Origin of the sequence: Streptococcus sp. HMSC062B01, assembly GCF_001811085.1 — a bacterium.
In the GTDB taxonomy this organism is placed as follows: Bacteria; Bacillota; Bacilli; order Lactobacillales; family Streptococcaceae; genus Streptococcus; species Streptococcus gordonii.
The window spans coordinates 18,567-34,672 of the sequence record NZ_KZ672792.1 but is presented as its reverse complement, the minus strand read 5'-3'; the positions used below and the strand labels follow the sequence as shown (position 1 = coordinate 34,672).

Annotated in this window: 30 protein-coding genes; all 30 read right to left on the bottom strand. The window is 39.5% G+C overall.

Annotated elements, in window-relative coordinates:
* Window positions 1-12: 12 nt before the first annotated feature.
* Window positions 13-1,293, bottom strand: coding sequence for a glutamate-cysteine ligase family protein (locus tag HMPREF2780_RS07470; RefSeq protein ID WP_105026427.1), 1,281 nt, complete (start codon window positions 1,291-1,293; stop codon window positions 13-15).
* 375 nt (window positions 1,294-1,668) lie between these two features.
* Window positions 1,669-2,055: a 50S ribosomal protein L17 gene (gene rplQ / locus HMPREF2780_RS07465; protein ID WP_008809892.1), complete on the bottom strand. Its 387-nt coding sequence runs from the start codon at window positions 2,053-2,055 to the stop codon at window positions 1,669-1,671.
* Between the two features lie 11 nt (window positions 2,056-2,066).
* Window positions 2,067-3,005 (bottom strand): DNA-directed RNA polymerase subunit alpha, encoded by a 939-nt coding sequence (locus HMPREF2780_RS07460; RefSeq protein WP_008809893.1) that lies wholly within the window; start codon window positions 3,003-3,005, stop codon window positions 2,067-2,069.
* 45 nt (window positions 3,006-3,050) lie between these two features.
* Window positions 3,051-3,434 (bottom strand): 30S ribosomal protein S11, encoded by a 384-nt coding sequence (gene rpsK, locus HMPREF2780_RS07455; protein ID WP_001118385.1) that lies wholly within the window; start codon window positions 3,432-3,434, stop codon window positions 3,051-3,053.
* A 19-nt stretch (window positions 3,435-3,453) separates the two neighbouring features.
* Complete coding sequence (gene rpsM / locus HMPREF2780_RS07450; RefSeq protein ID WP_008809894.1) at window positions 3,454-3,819, bottom strand: 30S ribosomal protein S13; 366 nt, start codon at window positions 3,817-3,819, stop codon at window positions 3,454-3,456.
* A gap of 16 nt (window positions 3,820-3,835) precedes the next feature.
* A complete protein-coding gene (gene rpmJ, locus HMPREF2780_RS07445) occupies window positions 3,836-3,952 on the bottom strand; it encodes a 50S ribosomal protein L36 (protein WP_001808836.1) in 117 nt (38 codons plus the stop codon).
* Window positions 3,953-3,976: 24 nt separating this feature from the next.
* The gene (infA, locus tag HMPREF2780_RS07440) at window positions 3,977-4,195 is read right to left on the bottom strand and encodes a translation initiation factor IF-1 (RefSeq protein WP_008809895.1); all 219 of its coding nucleotides are present in this window, start codon (window positions 4,193-4,195) and stop codon (window positions 3,977-3,979) included.
* 117 nt (window positions 4,196-4,312) lie between these two features.
* The gene (locus HMPREF2780_RS07435; protein ID WP_105026426.1) at window positions 4,313-4,951 is read right to left on the bottom strand and encodes an adenylate kinase; all 639 of its coding nucleotides are present in this window, start codon (window positions 4,949-4,951) and stop codon (window positions 4,313-4,315) included.
* A gap of 95 nt (window positions 4,952-5,046) precedes the next feature.
* Window positions 5,047-6,357: a preprotein translocase subunit SecY gene (gene secY, locus HMPREF2780_RS07430; protein ID WP_008809897.1), complete on the bottom strand. Its 1,311-nt coding sequence runs from the start codon at window positions 6,355-6,357 to the stop codon at window positions 5,047-5,049.
* A 12-nt stretch (window positions 6,358-6,369) separates the two neighbouring features.
* Window positions 6,370-6,810: a 50S ribosomal protein L15 gene (gene rplO, locus HMPREF2780_RS07425; protein WP_008809898.1), complete on the bottom strand. Its 441-nt coding sequence runs from the start codon at window positions 6,808-6,810 to the stop codon at window positions 6,370-6,372.
* Between the two features lie 155 nt (window positions 6,811-6,965).
* Window positions 6,966-7,148, bottom strand: coding sequence for a 50S ribosomal protein L30 (rpmD, locus tag HMPREF2780_RS07420; protein ID WP_002894509.1), 183 nt, complete (start codon window positions 7,146-7,148; stop codon window positions 6,966-6,968).
* Window positions 7,149-7,161: 13 nt separating this feature from the next.
* Window positions 7,162-7,656, bottom strand: a complete 495-nt coding sequence (gene rpsE / locus HMPREF2780_RS07415; protein WP_006269137.1) for a 30S ribosomal protein S5 — start codon at window positions 7,654-7,656, stop codon at window positions 7,162-7,164.
* A gap of 18 nt (window positions 7,657-7,674) precedes the next feature.
* Complete coding sequence (gene rplR / locus HMPREF2780_RS07410; RefSeq protein WP_005592009.1) at window positions 7,675-8,031, bottom strand: 50S ribosomal protein L18; 357 nt, start codon at window positions 8,029-8,031, stop codon at window positions 7,675-7,677.
* 82 nt (window positions 8,032-8,113) lie between these two features.
* Window positions 8,114-8,650 carry a 50S ribosomal protein L6 gene (gene rplF, locus HMPREF2780_RS07405; protein ID WP_060970448.1) on the bottom strand — a complete coding sequence of 179 codons (537 nt, stop codon included), beginning with the start codon at window positions 8,648-8,650 and terminating at the stop codon, window positions 8,114-8,116.
* 62 nt (window positions 8,651-8,712) lie between these two features.
* Window positions 8,713-8,892 (bottom strand): hypothetical protein, encoded by a 180-nt coding sequence (locus HMPREF2780_RS07400; RefSeq protein ID WP_000648250.1) that lies wholly within the window; start codon window positions 8,890-8,892, stop codon window positions 8,713-8,715.
* Between the two features lie 166 nt (window positions 8,893-9,058).
* Complete coding sequence (gene rpsH, locus HMPREF2780_RS07395) at window positions 9,059-9,457, bottom strand: 30S ribosomal protein S8 (RefSeq protein WP_061594911.1); 399 nt, start codon at window positions 9,455-9,457, stop codon at window positions 9,059-9,061.
* Between the two features lie 284 nt (window positions 9,458-9,741).
* A complete protein-coding gene (locus HMPREF2780_RS07390) occupies window positions 9,742-9,927 on the bottom strand; it encodes a type Z 30S ribosomal protein S14 (protein WP_001085697.1) in 186 nt (61 codons plus the stop codon).
* Window positions 9,928-9,944: 17 nt separating this feature from the next.
* Entirely contained in the window at window positions 9,945-10,487 is a 543-nt protein-coding gene (rplE, locus tag HMPREF2780_RS07385; protein WP_002894499.1) for a 50S ribosomal protein L5, read from the bottom strand.
* A gap of 23 nt (window positions 10,488-10,510) precedes the next feature.
* Window positions 10,511-10,816 (bottom strand): 50S ribosomal protein L24, encoded by a 306-nt coding sequence (rplX, locus tag HMPREF2780_RS07380; protein ID WP_008809903.1) that lies wholly within the window; start codon window positions 10,814-10,816, stop codon window positions 10,511-10,513.
* A gap of 72 nt (window positions 10,817-10,888) precedes the next feature.
* Window positions 10,889-11,257 (bottom strand): 50S ribosomal protein L14, encoded by a 369-nt coding sequence (gene rplN, locus HMPREF2780_RS07375; RefSeq protein WP_002894494.1) that lies wholly within the window; start codon window positions 11,255-11,257, stop codon window positions 10,889-10,891.
* A gap of 25 nt (window positions 11,258-11,282) precedes the next feature.
* Entirely contained in the window at window positions 11,283-11,543 is a 261-nt protein-coding gene (rpsQ, locus tag HMPREF2780_RS07370) for a 30S ribosomal protein S17 (RefSeq protein ID WP_000440801.1), read from the bottom strand.
* Window positions 11,544-11,566: 23 nt separating this feature from the next.
* Window positions 11,567-11,773 carry a 50S ribosomal protein L29 gene (gene rpmC, locus HMPREF2780_RS07365; protein WP_008809904.1) on the bottom strand — a complete coding sequence of 69 codons (207 nt, stop codon included), beginning with the start codon at window positions 11,771-11,773 and terminating at the stop codon, window positions 11,567-11,569.
* Between the two features lie 9 nt (window positions 11,774-11,782).
* The gene (gene rplP / locus HMPREF2780_RS07360) at window positions 11,783-12,196 is read right to left on the bottom strand and encodes a 50S ribosomal protein L16 (protein WP_000960948.1); all 414 of its coding nucleotides are present in this window, start codon (window positions 12,194-12,196) and stop codon (window positions 11,783-11,785) included.
* 3 nt (window positions 12,197-12,199) lie between these two features.
* A complete protein-coding gene (gene rpsC / locus HMPREF2780_RS07355) occupies window positions 12,200-12,853 on the bottom strand; it encodes a 30S ribosomal protein S3 (protein ID WP_008809905.1) in 654 nt (217 codons plus the stop codon).
* Window positions 12,854-12,865: 12 nt separating this feature from the next.
* Window positions 12,866-13,210 carry a 50S ribosomal protein L22 gene (gene rplV, locus HMPREF2780_RS07350; RefSeq protein ID WP_008809906.1) on the bottom strand — a complete coding sequence of 115 codons (345 nt, stop codon included), beginning with the start codon at window positions 13,208-13,210 and terminating at the stop codon, window positions 12,866-12,868.
* Between the two features lie 11 nt (window positions 13,211-13,221).
* The gene (rpsS, locus tag HMPREF2780_RS07345; protein ID WP_000533766.1) at window positions 13,222-13,503 is read right to left on the bottom strand and encodes a 30S ribosomal protein S19; all 282 of its coding nucleotides are present in this window, start codon (window positions 13,501-13,503) and stop codon (window positions 13,222-13,224) included.
* Between the two features lie 86 nt (window positions 13,504-13,589).
* A complete protein-coding gene (rplB, locus tag HMPREF2780_RS07340; RefSeq protein ID WP_008809907.1) occupies window positions 13,590-14,423 on the bottom strand; it encodes a 50S ribosomal protein L2 in 834 nt (277 codons plus the stop codon).
* A gap of 17 nt (window positions 14,424-14,440) precedes the next feature.
* Window positions 14,441-14,737: a 50S ribosomal protein L23 gene (locus HMPREF2780_RS07335; protein ID WP_008809908.1), complete on the bottom strand. Its 297-nt coding sequence runs from the start codon at window positions 14,735-14,737 to the stop codon at window positions 14,441-14,443.
* Complete coding sequence (gene rplD, locus HMPREF2780_RS07330; protein WP_008809909.1) at window positions 14,737-15,360, bottom strand: 50S ribosomal protein L4; 624 nt, start codon at window positions 15,358-15,360, stop codon at window positions 14,737-14,739. The genes HMPREF2780_RS07335 and rplD overlap by 1 nt, the downstream gene beginning before the upstream one ends.
* A 24-nt stretch (window positions 15,361-15,384) precedes the next feature.
* Window positions 15,385-16,011, bottom strand: coding sequence for a 50S ribosomal protein L3 (gene rplC, locus HMPREF2780_RS07325; protein ID WP_008809910.1), 627 nt, complete (start codon window positions 16,009-16,011; stop codon window positions 15,385-15,387).
* Window positions 16,012-16,106 lie beyond the last annotated feature (95 nt).

Sequence of the window (16,106 nt, the reverse complement as noted above, 5' to 3'; positions counted from 1 at the left end):
TAGCTTTTTTTATTATTCTTCTTTTTCTTTGACTATCAAATTCTTCAGATAGAATTCCTCACCATTGTTTCTAGCTACCAAACCGACTATTGCCAATTGAATTAAGTCGTTTGCAAAGTTGCGAACATGAGTTGCCGCACTTCTGCTAATTTCTTTTTTGGAAAATTTTTGTCTTAACTGTTTATAATTACGCCCCTCCTTTTTAAAAAAGTCAGTTTCTTGTAGATATTTTTGTACATTTTCTAAGTTAGCCAGAATGCCGAGATGGAAAGCGGTAGAAATAAAGGTTCTATCAAAAGGCTGGGCACAAACACTTCTAAACTCGACAGTCCCTCTTGTTGTTAAATCTTGATACTGATAACTTCTGTGATTTTCAAAATCTTCTTGCTTCGGTGTTAATTCTACTGTTTCACCTGACAGATTGTATGCTTTAATTTTTTCATGACTTAAATAGTCAATTGCAGGAATTGGAAAGAAATAGTAGTCTTGATTACCTCTTTTAGCTGTGAAAATTGCAGATTTGCTAAGATAAGAAAAAAATTCATCTTCGTTTTGGAAATCTTTTAGATTGACACCTGCATTTTCTTGCAAGATTCCATGCATAGATTGTTCCCAAAAAATATCTCGCGCAATTTTTGTATTCCATGAAGAATCTGGAAATTCAGAATTGGCAAAAAGATATGCTTTGGCTGCTTCAATTTGATTAAAAACATTAATAACACTTATAAAGTTTTCTTTAGAAACATCTAGTTGAATTTGATTTCCACAGATAAATGCTCCATATTCAGGATAAGAATGCAGGTCTTTTAATTTTAAAGTCTTGCTCATTGATAAATACTGCATTAACATTTCATAGCGAGGCGATTGAACCGGACTATTGTCATTTTTATCCCAAAAAGGATGAATTCCTTTTCCTTGCAATTCATGGTCATCTTCACCCAAAATAGATTGGATAACACTTAGATATTCTGTGAATCGATCTTCCACTTCTTGAATCTTTGTAGCTTTTTCAAACGCGAATTCTAAAATATTGTATGAAACTTCAAATAGAATTCTATCTTCATTTTCTTTAGACTTTATCTGGATTGGGTTTCCAACTCTATCAAACTTCTCTGCTTCAAAGGAATGCTGATCAATAAGGCGCTTTAGCAAGTTCTTAGCTATATTTATATCAGTTGCTTCTCCCTGACAATTTACAATAGGAAATTCCAATTCAATACCTACATAGATAGTTGGATTTTCTTTAATATTTTTTAAATATCGATCTTTTAATAGCTGTATTGCATTAGTCATTTTTAATTCCTATGATTTATCCTTGATATTTATTTCACTAAAAGCGTAGTTTCGATAGAACTTACTTTATTCTATTTCTCAGCTCCTTCCGTTTTTTAATATTCCTTTGAAGGAATCCGAAGGAGATCTTTAGAAGAATCTTTCTTGGTATTTGAGTATTATAACAAATTTTCTATTTTTTTCCTATATTCAAGCAAAAACGCCTGCTTACGAAATTGTTTTTTATCAAAAAACAATTTCGTAAACAAGCGTCTACCTATCATCTCACTATATGATGAGTGTTCCCGCTAGGAAAAATCCTAGCGGTAGACCAGAGCTAGACTAAGAATAGAACATCTATTCCATCATCATAACACTCAACAAAGATTGATGATCTTATACTAATTCGATGATTGCCATCGGAGCAGCATCTCCACGACGTGGTTCAGTTTTAAGGATACGAGTATATCCACCATTGCGTTCTGCATAACGAGGTGCTAATTCAGAGAACAATTTTTGAAGTGCAGTAGTTGAAGTATATTTTTCAGTTGCTTCATCATAGTTTTCTGATGCAATTTCGTTACGAACAAAAGCAGCTGCTTGACGACGAGCATGCAAGTCACCACGTTTACCCAAGGTAATCATTTTTTCAACTGTTTTACGGATTTCTTTTGCACGAGCTTCTGTTGTTACGATTGATTCGTTGATAATCAAGTCAGTAGTCAAATCACGAAGCATTGCTTTACGTTGTGAGCTAGTGCGTCCTAATTTACGGTAAGCCATGTATTCCTCCTTTATTTATCGTTTTTTAACCCTAGACCTAAATCTGTTAGTTTAACTTTAACTTCTTCAAGACTCTTACGACCAAGGTTTCGAACTTTCATCATTTCAGGCTCAGTTTTTTCTGTCAAATCGTAAACTGTGTTAATACCAGCACGTTTCAAACAGTTATAAGAGCGAACAGACAAATCTAGTTCTTCAATAGTGCGTTCCAAAACATGATCATCTGAGCTCTTATCTACTTCTTTCATCACGTCAGTTGCTTTAGCTACCTCAGTAAGATCAGTAAAGAGATCCAAATGTTCAGTCAAGATACGCGCTGAAAGACCAAGTGCGTCTTCTGGAATGATTGTTCCATTTGTCATAATTTCAAGGGTTAGTTTGTCAAAACCATCATTGCTACCAACACGAGCTGGCTCAACTTGGTAATTAACTTTTGTCACTGGCGTATAGATGGAATCTACAGCGAGTGTCCCCACAGGTGCATCATCACGTTTATTTTGATCAGCTGGAACATAACCACGACCACTGTTGACAGTCATGACTGCTTTAAAGCGTGCTCCCTCACCGATTGTAAAGAGATAATGATCTGGGTTTACAATTTCGATATCGCTATCTGTCAAAATGTCTCCAGCAGTAATTTCTGCAGGACCTTCAACATCAAGTTCAATCATCTTTTCGTCTTGGACGTAAGATTTTACAGCAATACCTTTGATGTTAAGAATAATTTGCATAACATCTTCACGGACACCTGGGATAGTATCAAATTCGTGCAATACTCCTTCAATATTGATAGAAGTAACTGCTGCTCCTGGTAATGAAGCCAACAAGACACGACGAAGTGAGTTCCCAAGAGTTGTACCATAACCACGTTCAAGCGGTTCTACTACAAACTTGCCATAATCTTTATTTTCATCAATTTTTGTTATATTTGGTTTTTCAAACTCAATCATTTAGTTAACTCCCTCTTAAACGAAAAGCAGTGTAATTGTTGGTGATTATACACGGCGACGTTTTGGAGGACGAGCACCATTGTGTGGTACAGGAGTCACATCACGAATAGCTGTTACTTCAAGACCAGCGGCAGCAAGAGCACGAATAGCTGACTCACGACCAGAACCTGGACCTTTTACAGTAACTTCAACTGATTTAAGACCGTGTTCTTGTGCAGATTTAGCAGCTGCTTCAGATGCCATTTGGGCAGCAAATGGTGTAGATTTACGAGAACCTTTAAAACCAAGAGCACCAGCAGATGACCAAGCAATCGCATTACCATGCACATCAGTAATCATAACAATAGTGTTATTAAATGTAGCGTGAATATGTGCAATACCAGATTCGATATTTTTTTTCACACGACGTTTACGCGTTGGTTTAGCCAAGACTTTTTACCTCCTTATATTATTTTTTCTTACCAGCAATCGCAACAGCTTTACCTTTACGAGTGCGAGCGTTATTTTTAGTGTTTTGTCCACGAACAGGAAGTCCACGACGATGACGGATTCCACGATATGAACCGATTTCCATCAAACGTTTGATGTTTAGGTTTACTTCACGGCGAAGGTCACCTTCAACTTTGATCGCATCCACTTCACGACGGATAGCGTCTTCTTGATCAGGTGTCAAGTCTTTTACACGAACGTCTTCAGAAACTCCAGCAGCAGCTAAAATTTTCTTAGATGTTGGAAGACCGATACCATATACGTAAGTAAGTGATACGACTACACGTTTGTCATTTGGAATATCAACTCCAGCAATACGAGCCATGTTTTCTCCTTTCTAATTAACCTTGACGTTGTTTGTGTTTTGGATTTGCAGGGCAAATAACCATAACACGACCATTACGACGAATAACTTTACAGTATTCGCAAATTGGTTTGACCGATGGTCTTACTTTCATTTCTTAATCCTCCAAGTTTTTCCATTATTTAAAGCGGTAGGTGATCCGTCCACGAGTCAAATCATACGGACTCATTTCGACAGTAACACGGTCTCCCGCTAAAATACGAATATAGTTTTTACGAATTTTACCAGAAACTGTTGCTAAAATCTGATGTCCATTTTCAAGTTCAACCGTAAACATTGCGTTTGGCATAGTATCAATTACCTTGCCTTCGACTTCGATCACATCATCTTTTGCCACGCAAAAGTACCTCCCTAAATTTTGATTCATCACCTCTGGACACAGAGGTAACAATTATAAGTCAGACTAATTCATTGTATCACTACTTGTCAAATATTGCAAGCGTGAAAAACGCTTTTATTTCAATTTTTCCAAGACTTTTTCGATATCTGAAAATACATCATTAATATCTTGATTACCTTGGATATCATGGACTAATTTTAGTTCTCTGTAGTGTGCTAAAATAGGCTTGCCTTGAGCAATATTTACATCCAAACGGCGCTTAACTGTTTCAGGTTTATCGTCTTCCCTTTGGTAATAATCTTCTTCATTGTAGTTTGCTGGCGGATTAAAGATCTTATGGAAAGTTTCGCCAGTTTGACGGTGAATGATTCTTCCACTTAAACGCTCTAAGAGGCAACTTGGATCAACTTCAATATTGATGACACCATCAAGATCAATGCCAAGATCTTTTAAAATAGCATCTAAAGCGTAGGCTTGATCAATAGTACGAGGATAACCGTCCAAAAGGAAGCCTGTTTCTTTAATATCTTCTTGAGACAAACGTTCTTTTACAATTCCATTGGTAACTTCATCCGGAACCAGTTCACCTTTGTCAATATATGATTTAGCGAGCACGCCCATCTCAGTTTGATTAGCCATTGCAGCGCGGAACATATCACCTGTAGAAATATGTGCTACCTTAAATTTTTCAACGATTTTCGCTGCTTGAGTTCCCTTACCTGCACCAGGTAAGCCCATAATCAAAAGATTCATGTTGATTCTCCTTTTTTGTTTTTCCATAAATCTATTAAACCGGTTAATAAACTTATCCAAAAACAAAATAGAAGGCTGACTAAGTCAACCTATTTCTATTTTGTTGTTGTATTCATAAAGCCGGTATATTTTCTCTTCAGTAAATATCCTTCCAATTGTTTCATTCCTTCGATACCAGTGGCAATGATGATCAAAAGACTGGTACCTCCCAAAGCGACTGTATCTGATAAACCAAATAAGTCTTTTGCAATGATCGGGATGATTGAAATAAAACCTAGGAATAATGAACCAACAGTAGCCAATCGGCGAAGTAGTTTCGACATAAATTGCTCAGTTCCTTTTCCTGGACGTACTCCTGGAATATAGGCACCACTCTTTTGTAGATTTTCAGCTGCTTTTTCTGGATTAATCTGTACAAAGGTATAGAAGAATGTAAACAGAATAATCAGCAAAGCATACATAGCAATACCTGTTGGTGTTGTTGTCGCAAGCAAAGACTGAGCTGTACGAACCCATCCCCAATCATTACCAGATGCGCTTAAAAACTGTAGAACAGCTGCCGGCGCGGCAGTGATTGAACTTGCAAAGATTACCGGAATAACTCCTGCTGGATTGACCTTCAAAGGAAGATATGAACTGGAAGGAGCACCTTGGGCAATCTTTGTATATTGGATTGGGATTTTGTATTCTGCTTGTTGTACATAAGTTGTAAAGTAGACAATGAGTAAAACCGCTACAATCAAACAAGCTACAAAGATGATTGAAGATTGCAATCTGTCACTTGGTACATTGACAAAGTAATCTTCATAAATACCTTTAACCATCTCCGGAATTGATGCAACAATCCCGGCAAAGATAATCATAGATACACCATTTCCATAGCCCTTATCAGTAATTTGTTCACCAAGCCAAACAACAATCATTGATCCAGTTGTTAAGATAGATCCAATGAATAGGTAGGTTTGCCAGTTAGGTGCCGCAACTAGTTTAGTACTAGACAAGGCATTAAAACCAGCAGTAATACCGATAGATTGTACAAAAGCAAGTGCTAAGGAAATATAGCGTGTTGCTTGATTTAACTTTCTACGGCCTACTTCACCTTGTTTACCCCATTCAACAAACTTCGGTAACAAATCCATTTGAAGGAGTTGCACCACGATGGAAGCTGTGATATATGGGCTCACCCCTAGCGCAAATACTGAAAAGTTTTTCATGGCATTACCTGACACCAAGCTTAGCATGTTCAGGAATGACAAGCCACTTAAGGCTTCTAAACTTTTTGCATTTACACCAGGAACAGTGATTGTAGTACCAATACGAAAGACTAAGATAATAAAAATAGTAAATAAAATCTTAGAGCGTACTTGCTTTATCTTAAATGCGTCTTTTAATAGTTTGAAAAACATAGGTCACCTCTCTTAGATGACTTCCACTGAACCACCTTTAGCAGTGATAGCTTCTTCAGCAGATTTAGAGAATTTAGCTGCTTTAACAGTCAATTTCTTTGTCAATTCTCCGTTACCAAGAATTTTAACGCCAGATTTTTCAGCTTTTACAATACCTGATTCAACAAGCACAACTGGTGTTACTTCTGCACCGTCTTCAAAAGCATTCAACTGATCAAGGTTAACGATAGCATACTCTTTGCGGTTTACGTTCAAGAAACCACGTTTTGGAAGACGACGGAACAATGGAGTTTGTCCACCTTCAAAACCAAGACGAACACCGCCACCGCTACGAGCTTTTTGACCTTTTTGACCACGGCCAGCTGTCTTACCGTTACCAGATGAAGTACCACGACCAACACGGTTACGGACTTTACGAGAACCTGCAGCAGGTTGTAATTCATGAAGTTTCATTATTTATTTTCTCCTCTTTTGTAAAATGCTAGCGCTCATATAGGAGAAAAGGTGTCTCCTATACAAACTCGCCTATACATATATTTAGTTTTAGGGGCTGAGAAAAACCCATCCCCTAATGTATTTTAAATTTAAAGTTGTTAAACCAGCAAAGCTTATTTAACTTCTTCAACAGTTACCAAGTGAGATACTGCAGTAATCATACCACGTACTGCTGGGTTATCTTCTTTAATAACTGAGCTGTTCAATTTGCCAAGTCCAAGTGCTACAACAGTTTTGCGTTGTGACGGAATGCGTCCGATTGGAGACTTAGTCAAAGTAATTTTAATTTGAGCCATGTGATCCCCTTTCTTATGCCAAGTCAGAAACTGAAATACCACGAAGGGCAGCAACTTCTTCAGCGCGTTTTAATTGTTTCAAACCTTCAACAGTTGCTCGAACAATGTTGATTGGAGTGTTAGAACCAAGTGATTTAGATGTTACATCTGCCACACCTGCCAATTCGATAACGGCACGAACAGCGCCGCCGGCAGCAACTCCAGAACCTTCCACAGCAGGTTTCAACAATACTTTAGCTCCACCAAATTCTGAAAGAACTTCGTGAGGAATTGTTGTGCCAACCATTGGTACTTCAATCAAGTTTTTCTTCGCATCTTCAACTGCCTTGCGAATAGCTTCTGGTACTTCTTGAGCTTTACCAGTACCGAAGCCTACACGACCATTGCGGTCACCGACAACTACAAGAGCTGCAAAACGAAGACGACGTCCACCTTTAACAACTTTAGTAACACGGTTAATCGCAACTACGCGTTCTTCAAGTTCAACTGCATTGTCTTTAAATGCCATTTTCTAGTGTCCTCCCTATTAGAATTTCAATCCGTTTTCACGAGCTGCATCAGCCAAAGCTTTTACACGTCCGTGATAGAGATATCCACCGCGGTCAAACACCACTTCAGAAATACCTTTAGCAACTGCACGTTCAGCAACGAGTTTACCAACAACAACGGCTTGTTCAGTCTTAGTTCCTTTTGAAACTTCTTTGTCAAGAGTTGAAGCGCTTGCGAGCGTTACACCCGCTACGTCATCAATCACTTGAGCGTAGATGCCTGTATTAGAACGGAATACGTTCAAACGTGGGCGATCAGCAGTTCCAGAGAGTTTTCCGCGAACACGACGGTGGCGTTTTTGGCGGACTTTGTTTTTATCTGGTTTCGTAATCACAATTTTCACCTCTTATTATTAATCTTGTGCTTAAGCACAAAGTTGGAAACAAAGGATAGGGTTGAAGATCAACCGAATCACATTATTTACCAGTTTTACCTTCTTTACGGCGAACAAATTCACCAACGTAGCGGATACCTTTACCTTTATATGGTTCTGGAGCACGTAAGCTACGAACGTAAGCAGCTGTTTGTCCAACAGCTTCTTTTGAAATTCCGCTGATAACGATAGTCGTTGGATTTGGAAGTTCAAAAGTAATTCCTTCTGGAGCTTCAACTTCGTCTGGGTGAGATTTACCAACAGCCAAGACAAGTTTCTTTCCTTGAAGTTGTGCACGGTAACCAACCCCACGCATTTCAAGTTCTTTCTTGAATCCTTCTGAAACACCAATAACCATGTTGTTCAAAAGGGCACGAGTTGTTCCGTGGATAGTTTTCATTTCTTTTGAATCGTTTGGACGGTGAAGTGTTACTTCTGTACCTTCCACACGGATTTCAATATCTTTTGAGAACTCACGAGTAAGTTCTCCTTTAGGTCCTTTTACAGTTACAACGTTGCCATTGTTAGTGATTTCAACACCAGCAGGCAACACAATAACTTTATTACCAATACGTGACATGTTTATTTTCTCCTGTTAAATTGTCAGGCCATGACGGCCAGTTTTCACGGGGGGCATTCGGATTAGAGCAAACCTAGTTTCTTTCGAAAAGCTTTGACAAACTCCTGATATTCTGTCAATACATCAATAGCCGCAGGACTATAACCAATTTCACATAAAAGAGATACAAGGTCATCTTTTGACAATTCAGCCAAAGCGTCTTCTGCAACAATAAGTTTTTCATTCAATTCAGTAGCTTTCATCTTTTTCTCCTAAACTAATTTACTCTCTATTTAGCTGATCAGTAAATCAGCTAAATTGAACACGAGCTATGGTCTGTGTGAAAAAGACAAATCTTCCTAGAGTGTTAACACTCTTTGTCAGATTTCCTATTTTCACATTGCCCATGACGCTCTTTGTATCTTGATTTTACCAAACGTAAGCGATAATCTCACCACCAACATTCTTTTGGCGTGCTTCTTTATCAGTAAGCAAACCTTCAGAAGTTGAAAGGATAGCAATTCCAAGTCCGTTTAATACTTTTGGAAGATCTTCACGTTTTTTGTAAACACGAAGTCCTGGTTTAGAAACACGTTTCAAACCTGTGATAACTTTTTCACCATTTTGTCCGTATTTAAGAAATACACGGATGATGCCTTGTTTGTCATCTTCGATAAATTCAACGTTTTTTACAAAACCTTCGCGTTTAAGGATTTCTGCAATCCCTTTTTTAATATTTGATGCAGGTACTTCAAGCACTTCATGGTTTGCTTGGTTAGCATTACGAATGCGTGTCAAAAAGTCTGCAATTGGGTCAGTCATAACCATTTTTTATTTCTCCTCTTACTAGTAGTTTGCAAGTTGCACTTGCTAGTTAATACATGATACAAAGAGCGTAACAGCAAGAGCAAAAATAGGCAATTTGATGCAGGAGCGATGCTCCAAAGAAAATTGGTCTTTTTTGCCAAAGCTGTTGCTCGTGTTCAAATTGGCAAGCCCAACTGAACCCGGGCTAAACTCTGTGTGAAAAAGATAAACTTTCCTAGAAACTTCAGTTTCTTCGTCAAGTTTCCTATTTTCACTTGGAGTTTTGACGCCCTTGATATCTTAAATTACCAAGATGCTTTGGTAACGCCAGGAATTTGTCCTTTGTATGCTAATTCACGGAAGCAAACACGGCAAAGTTTAAACTTGCGGTATACAGAATGTGGACGGCCACATTTTTCACAACGAGTATAAGCTTGCGTAGAGAACTTAGCTGGGCGTTTGTTCTTAGCAATCATTGATTTTTTAGCCATTTGTTTTACCTCCTATATTATTTTGCAAAAGGCATTCCAAGGCCTGTAAGCAATTCGCGTGACTCTTCGTCAGTGTTAGCAGTTGTAACGATAACGATGTCAAGACCACGAGTCTTATCAACGTCATCAAAATTGATTTCTGGGAAGATCAGTTGTTCTTTCACACCAAGTGTGTAGTTTCCGCGTCCATCAAAAGATTTTGTTGGAACACCGTGGAAATCACGGACACGTGGAAGAGAAACTGAAACCAATTTATCCAAGAATTCATACATACGTTCGCCACGAAGGGTTACTTTAGCACCGATCGCTACACCTTCACGAAGACGGAAGCCGGCGATTGATTTTTTAGCTTTAGTGATAAGTGGTTTTTGACCTGAGATAAGAGCCAATTCTTCAGCAGCTTTTTCAAGGTTTTTAGCGTTTGACACAGCATCACCGACACCCATGTTCAAAACGATTTTATCCACTTTTGGCACAGCCATAACAGATGAGTAGTTGAACTTCTCAGTCAAAGCAGGAACTACTTCTTTAAGATATTTTTCTTTTAAACGATTTGCCATTATACTTCTCCTTTCCTTCGTGATTAGTCAAGCACTTCGCCTGATTTTTTGTTATAACGAACTTTTTTGCCGTCTACAAATTTGTAGCCAACACGTCCTGCAACTCCATTTTTATCCAAAACTTGAACGTTTGAAACATGGATTGGTGCTTCTTTTTCCACGATAGCACCTTGAGGGTGTTCGTTATTAGGTTTTTGGTGTTTTTTAACGATGTTTACACCTTCAACAACAACTTTGTTAACTTTTGGAAGTGCTGTTACGACAAGAGCTTCGACACCCTTATCTTTTCCAGCGATAACACGAACTTTGTCGCCTTTTTTTACAAACATTGGGTTCTCCTTTGATTTCTTACGCCCTTAATGGGCACCCTGGATAAATCCAGGGGACTAGTTTGTTTTTGATTAAAGTACTTCTGGGGCAAGTGATACGATCTTCATGAAGCCACCGTCACGCAATTCACGTGCAACAGGACCGAAGATACGAGTTCCGCGAGGAGTTTTGTCTTCACGGATAATTACCGCAGCATTTTCGTCAAATTTGATGTATGAACCATCTTTACGACGAGCGCCTGATTTAGTACGAACGATAACAGCTTTTACAACGTCACCTTTTTTAACCGCACCACCAGGAGTAGCTTGTTTTACAGATGCAACGATTACATCACCGATGTTAGCAAACTTACGTCCTGAACCACCAAGAACTTTGATTGTCAGGATTTCGCGAGCACCACTGTTATCGGCAACTTTCAAACGAGTTTCTGTTTGAATCATTTAAGTTTTCTCCTTTCTGGTTTGATTAGATGATTACCGCTTCTTCAACAACTTCTACAAGACGGAAGCGTTTTGTAGCTGAAAGCGGACGAGTTTCCATGATACGAACGATATCGCCTTCTTTGGCAACATTGTTTTCATCATGTGCTTTGTACTTCTTAGAGTAGTTAATACGTTTACCATAGACTGGGTGGTTACGTTTAGTTTCAACTACAACTGTGATTGTTTTGTCCATTTTGTCAGAAACAACGCGTCCGACAAGAACTTTACGATTATTGCGTTCCATTGAAATTCTCCTTCCCTAGTCTATTATTTAACTTCTGATTGAATAGTTTTGATACGAGCGATTTGTTTTTTCACTTCTTTCAAGCGAGCAGTTTGCTCTAATTGACCAGCAGCTGCTTGGAAACGAAGCTCAAACAATTCTTTCTTCAATTCATTTTCACGCTTCGCGAGTTCTTCTTGAGAAAGACCACGAAGTTCTTTAACAAATTCTTTTACTTCATTAAGTTTCATGCCTTCTCCTTATTCTGCTTCACGTTTCACGAACTTACATTTAACTGGTAACTTGTGGCTTGCAAGACGAAGCGCTTCACGAGCGATTTCTTCAGAAACGCCAGCAACTTCAAACATCACTTTACCACGTTTAACTGGTGCTACCCAACCTTCAGGAGCCCCTTTACCAGATCCCATACGTACACCGATAGCTTTTGCAGTGTATGATTTGTGTGGGAAAATCTTAATCCAAACTTTACCACCACGTTTCATGTAACGAGTCATAGCGATACGGGCAGCTTCGATTTGGCGGTTAGTGATCCAGTGGCTAGTAGTTGCTTGAAGACCATATTCTCCAAATGCTACTTCTTTTCCACCTTTGGCTTCACCGCGCATTTTTCCACGGAATTCGCGACGGTGTTTAACACGTTTAGGTACTAACATTGGTTATTTACCTCCTTTAGTGTTTTTACGAGCTGGAAGAATTTCACCACGGTAGATCCATACTTTAACACCAAGTTTACCGTAAGTAGTATCTGCTTCTTCCCAAGCGTAATCGATATCCGCACGAAGTGTGTGAAGAGGAACAGTTCCTTCTGAGTATCCTTCGCTACGAGCAATATCTGCACCGTTCAAACGACCTGATACTTGAGTTTTGATTCCTTTTGCACCTGCACGCATAGTACGTTGGATAGCTTGTTTTTGAGCACGACGGAAAGCGACACGTTGCTCTAATTGACGAGCGATTCCTTCACCAACAAGATGAGCATCCAAATCTGGAGATTTGATTTCAATGATGTTGATGTGAACTTGTTTACCTGTCAATTTGTTAAGTTTTGCACGGAGTGCATCAACATTTGCTCCACCTTTACCGATAACCATACCTGGCTTAGCAGTGTGAAGAGAAACGTTAACTTTGTTTACTGCGCGTTCAATTTCAATAGTTGAAACTGCTGCGTCAGCCAATTCTTTTTGAACGAATTTACGGATTGCAAGATCTTCATGAAGGTAATCCGCGTATTCTTTTTCAGCATACCATTTGGCATCCCAATCACGGATGATGCCGACACGCATACCAATTGGATGTACTTTTTGACCCACGATGTTACCTCCTTATTTTTCTGCAACTACCACAGTAATGTGGCTTGTGCGTTTGTTGATTGGTGAAGCTGAACCTTTAGCGCGCGGACGGAAACGTTTCATAGTTGGTCCTTCGTTTGCGAAAGCTTCAGATACTACCAAGTTAGCTTTTTCCAAACCAAAGTTGTTTTCAGCATTAGCGATTGCAGAGTTCAATACTTTTTCGATAATACCAGCAGCTTTGTTTGGAGTGAATTTCAAGATTGCGATTGCGTCAGCGACGTTTTTACCACGAATGTTGTCAAGAATAAGACGAGATTTACGAGGTGAAACACGCACTGTACGAGCCATTGCTTTAGCTGAAGTAATTTCTGCCATTTATGTTCTCCTTATTTTCTACGTGTTTTCTTGTCGTCTGCAGCGTGACCTTTGTAAGTACGTGTTGGTGCAAATTCACCAAGTTTGTGACCTACCATGTCTTCTTGGATGTAAACAGGTACGTGTTTACGTCCGTCATAAACTGCGATTGTGTAACCAATGAAACTTGGGAAGATCGTTGAACGACGTGACCAAGTTTTGATAACTTTTTTCTTTTCGTCGTTAGCTTGAGCTTCAACTTTTTTCATCAAATGCTCATCGACGAAAGGTCCTTTTTTAAGACTGCGTCCCATTATATATTTTCTCCTTTAAAATAAGTACCACAGCGGCCTGCGCTGACTAAGCAGCGCTACCGAGCTGGCGGATAGATTGTTTTAGATTATTTCTCGTTGCGACGACGAACGATAAGTTTGTCAGATTTCGCTTTTTTGTTACGAGTTTTAAGTCCAAGAGCAGGTTTGCCCCATGGAGTAGATGGCGCTTTACGACCAACTGGTGCTTTACCTTCACCACCACCGTGTGGGTGATCGTTAGGGTTCATTACAGAACCACGAACTGTTGGGCGGATACCTTTCCAACGGTTACGTCCTGCTTTACCAAGGTTTACAAGTCCATGTTGTTCATTTCCGACAACACCAACTGTAGCGCGACAAGTACCAAGAATCATACGAACTTCACCAGATTGAAGACGGACAAGTGTGTACTTACCTTCTTGACCCAATACTTGAGCAGAAGCTCCAGCAGCACGAACCAATTCACCACCACGACCTGGTTTTAACTCGATATTGTGAATCAAAGTACCAACTGGGATGTTAGCAAGTGGAAGAGCATTTCCGACTTTGATATCTGCTTCAGGACCTGAAACGATGCGTTGACCAACTTCAAGACCTTTAGGAGCGATGATATAAGCTTTCACACCGTCAGTGTAGTGAACCAAAGCAATGTTAGCTGAACGATTTGGATCATACTCGATTGTTTTTACAACTGCTTCAACAGCGTCTTTGTTACGTTTGAAGTCGATCAAACGGTAGTGACGCTTGTGACCGCCACCTTGGTGACGAACAGTGATGCGACCGTTGTTGTTACGACCAGCCTTGCTCTTCAATGAAACAAGCAAAGATTTTTCTGGAGTGCTGGTAGTGATTTCAGCGAAATCCAAAGAAGTCATATTACGGCGACCGTTTGTTGTTGGTTTATAAACACGAATTCCCACGATATATCCTCCTTAGATTATTCTGCTTCAGCACCAAACAACTCGATTGCTTTAGAATCAGCTGTTAAAGTGATGATAGCTTTTTTAGTTTTGTTAGTAAAACCAGTGTAACGTCCAACGCGTTTTGCTTTTGGTTTTACATTGATAGTGTTAACGTTAGCAACTTTAACTCCTTCAAAAGCAGCTTCAACAGCTTGCTTAATCAAAAGTTTGTGAGCGCGAGTGTCAACTTCAAATACATATTTTCCTGCTTCAAGCTGAGCCATTGAGCTCTCAGTGATGACAGGTTTTTTGATAACGTCATACAAATTCATTATGCAAGAACCTCCTCAATTTTAGAGATAGCTGCTTGAGTAACAAGAAGTTTGTCGCTGTTTACGATATCAAGAACACTTGCTGTTGTTGCAGTTGCAACCTTAACATTTGGAAGGTTACGTGCTGAAAGTGCAGCGAATTCGTTTCCTTCTTCAAGAATAACAAGTACTTTTGTGTCGATGCTTAGTGCAGCAAGCACTTTTGCAAACTCAGCAGTTTTTGGAGCTGTAAATGAAAGGCTGTCTACAGCTACGAATTTGTTTTCAGCAACTTTTTCAGAGTAAACTGATTTAAGCGCTAATCTACGAACTTTACGTGGAAGTTTGTAAGCATATGAACGAGGAGTTGGGCCGAACACGACACCACCACCACGCCATTGTGGAGAGCGGATAGAACCTTGACGAGCACGTCCAGTTCCTTTTTGACGCCATGGTTTGCGTCCGCCGCCTGATACTGCAGAACGGTTTTTAACAGCGTGAGTTCCTTGACGAAGGCTAGCGCGTTGGCTGATGATAACATCAAAGACAACTGATTCGTTTGGTTCAATACCAAAGATCGCATCGTTCAGAACTACTTCACCAGCTTCTTTACCAGTTTGGTCAAATAATTTTACGTTTGCCATTGTGACTGATTTCCCCTTTCTTTATTATTTACCAGCTTTAACTGCTGACTTGATAGTGATAAGAGATTTCTTAGCACCAGGTACGTTTCCTTTGATAAGGATAACGTTTTTCTCTGGAACAACTTGTGCAATTTCAAGGTTTTGAATTGTCACACGGTTGCCACCCATACGTCCAGCCAAGTGTTTGTTTTTGAAAACACGGTTAGGCGCAACTGGTCCCATTGAACCAGGACGACGGTGGTAACGAGAACCGTGAGCCATTGGACCACGAGATTGACCGTGGCGTTTGATAACACCTTGGAAACCTTTACCTTTTGAAGTTCCTGTTACATCAACAACATCGCCGGCTGCGAAAGTGTCAACAGTGATTTCAGCACCAACTTCTAAGCCTTCAATGTTTTTGAATTCACGAATGAAGCGCTTAGGAGCCGTGTTAGCTTTTGCTACATGTCCTTTAGCAGGTTTGTTACTCAATACGTCGCGAAGATCGTCGAAACCAACTTGAACTGCGTTGTAACCATCTGTTTCAACTGTTTTAACTTGAAGAACAACGTTTGGAGTTGCTTCAATAACAGTTACAGGGATTAATTCGCCAGCTTCAGTGAAGATTTGAGTCATTCCCACTTTTTTCCCTAAGATTCCTTTTGTCATGAGAAAATGTTTCCTTTTCTATTATTTTTTCAAAAAGTTTTTAACGAGCGTTTTTTATGCTCAAACACAAGATACAAAAGGCGTTAAGAACTCGC

Coding starts and splice junctions, on each gene's coding strand:
- HMPREF2780_RS07470 (WP_105026427.1), bottom strand. CDS start 1,293: ATGACTAATGCAATACAGCTATTAAAAGATCGATATTTAAAAAATATT.
- rplQ (WP_008809892.1), bottom strand. CDS start 2,055: ATGGCTTACCGTAAATTAGGACGCACTAGCTCACAACGTAAAGCAATG.
- HMPREF2780_RS07460 (WP_008809893.1), bottom strand. CDS start 3,005: ATGATTGAGTTTGAAAAACCAAATATAACAAAAATTGATGAAAATAAA.
- rpsM (WP_008809894.1), bottom strand. CDS start 3,819: ATGGCTCGTATTGCTGGAGTTGATATTCCAAATGACAAACGTGTAGTC.
- rpmJ (WP_001808836.1), bottom strand. CDS start 3,952: ATGAAAGTAAGACCATCGGTCAAACCAATTTGCGAATACTGTAAAGTT.
- HMPREF2780_RS07435 (WP_105026426.1), bottom strand. CDS start 4,951: ATGAATCTTTTGATTATGGGCTTACCTGGTGCAGGTAAGGGAACTCAA.
- secY (WP_008809897.1), bottom strand. CDS start 6,357: ATGTTTTTCAAACTATTAAAAGACGCATTTAAGATAAAGCAAGTACGC.
- rplO (WP_008809898.1), bottom strand. CDS start 6,810: ATGAAACTTCATGAATTACAACCTGCTGCAGGTTCTCGTAAAGTCCGT.
- rpmD (WP_002894509.1), bottom strand. CDS start 7,148: ATGGCTCAAATTAAAATTACTTTGACTAAGTCTCCAATCGGACGCATT.
- rpsE (WP_006269137.1), bottom strand. CDS start 7,656: ATGGCATTTAAAGACAATGCAGTTGAACTTGAAGAACGCGTAGTTGCG.
- rplF (WP_060970448.1), bottom strand. CDS start 8,650: ATGTCACGTATTGGTAATAAAGTTATTGTGTTGCCTGCTGGTGTTGAA.
- HMPREF2780_RS07400 (WP_000648250.1), bottom strand. CDS start 8,892: ATGAAAGCTACTGAATTGAATGAAAAACTTATTGTTGCAGAAGACGCT.
- rpsH (WP_061594911.1), bottom strand. CDS start 9,457: ATGGTTATGACTGACCCAATTGCAGACTTTTTGACACGCATTCGTAAT.
- HMPREF2780_RS07390 (WP_001085697.1), bottom strand. CDS start 9,927: ATGGCTAAAAAATCAATGATTGCTAAGAACAAACGCCCAGCTAAGTTC.
- rplE (WP_002894499.1), bottom strand. CDS start 10,487: ATGGCAAATCGTTTAAAAGAAAAATATCTTAAAGAAGTAGTTCCTGCT.
- rplX (WP_008809903.1), bottom strand. CDS start 10,816: ATGTTTGTAAAAAAAGGCGACAAAGTTCGTGTTATCGCTGGAAAAGAT.
- rplN (WP_002894494.1), bottom strand. CDS start 11,257: ATGATTCAAACAGAAACTCGTTTGAAAGTTGCCGATAACAGTGGTGCT.
- rpsQ (WP_000440801.1), bottom strand. CDS start 11,543: ATGGAACGCAATAATCGTAAAGTTCTTGTCGGACGCGTTGTTTCTGAC.
- rpmC (WP_008809904.1), bottom strand. CDS start 11,773: ATGAAACTTAATGAAGTAAAAGAATTTGTTAAAGAACTTCGTGGTCTT.
- rplP (WP_000960948.1), bottom strand. CDS start 12,196: ATGTTAGTACCTAAACGTGTTAAACACCGTCGCGAATTCCGTGGAAAA.
- rplV (WP_008809906.1), bottom strand. CDS start 13,210: ATGGCAGAAATTACTTCAGCTAAAGCAATGGCTCGTACAGTGCGTGTT.
- rpsS (WP_000533766.1), bottom strand. CDS start 13,503: ATGGGACGCAGTCTTAAAAAAGGACCTTTCGTCGATGAGCATTTGATG.
- HMPREF2780_RS07335 (WP_008809908.1), bottom strand. CDS start 14,737: ATGAATTTGTATGACGTTATCAAAAAACCTGTCATCACTGAGAGCTCA.
- rplD (WP_008809909.1), bottom strand. CDS start 15,360: ATGGCAAACGTAAAATTATTTGACCAAACTGGTAAAGAAGCTGGTGAA.
- rplC (WP_008809910.1), bottom strand. CDS start 16,011: ATGACAAAAGGAATCTTAGGGAAAAAAGTGGGAATGACTCAAATCTTC.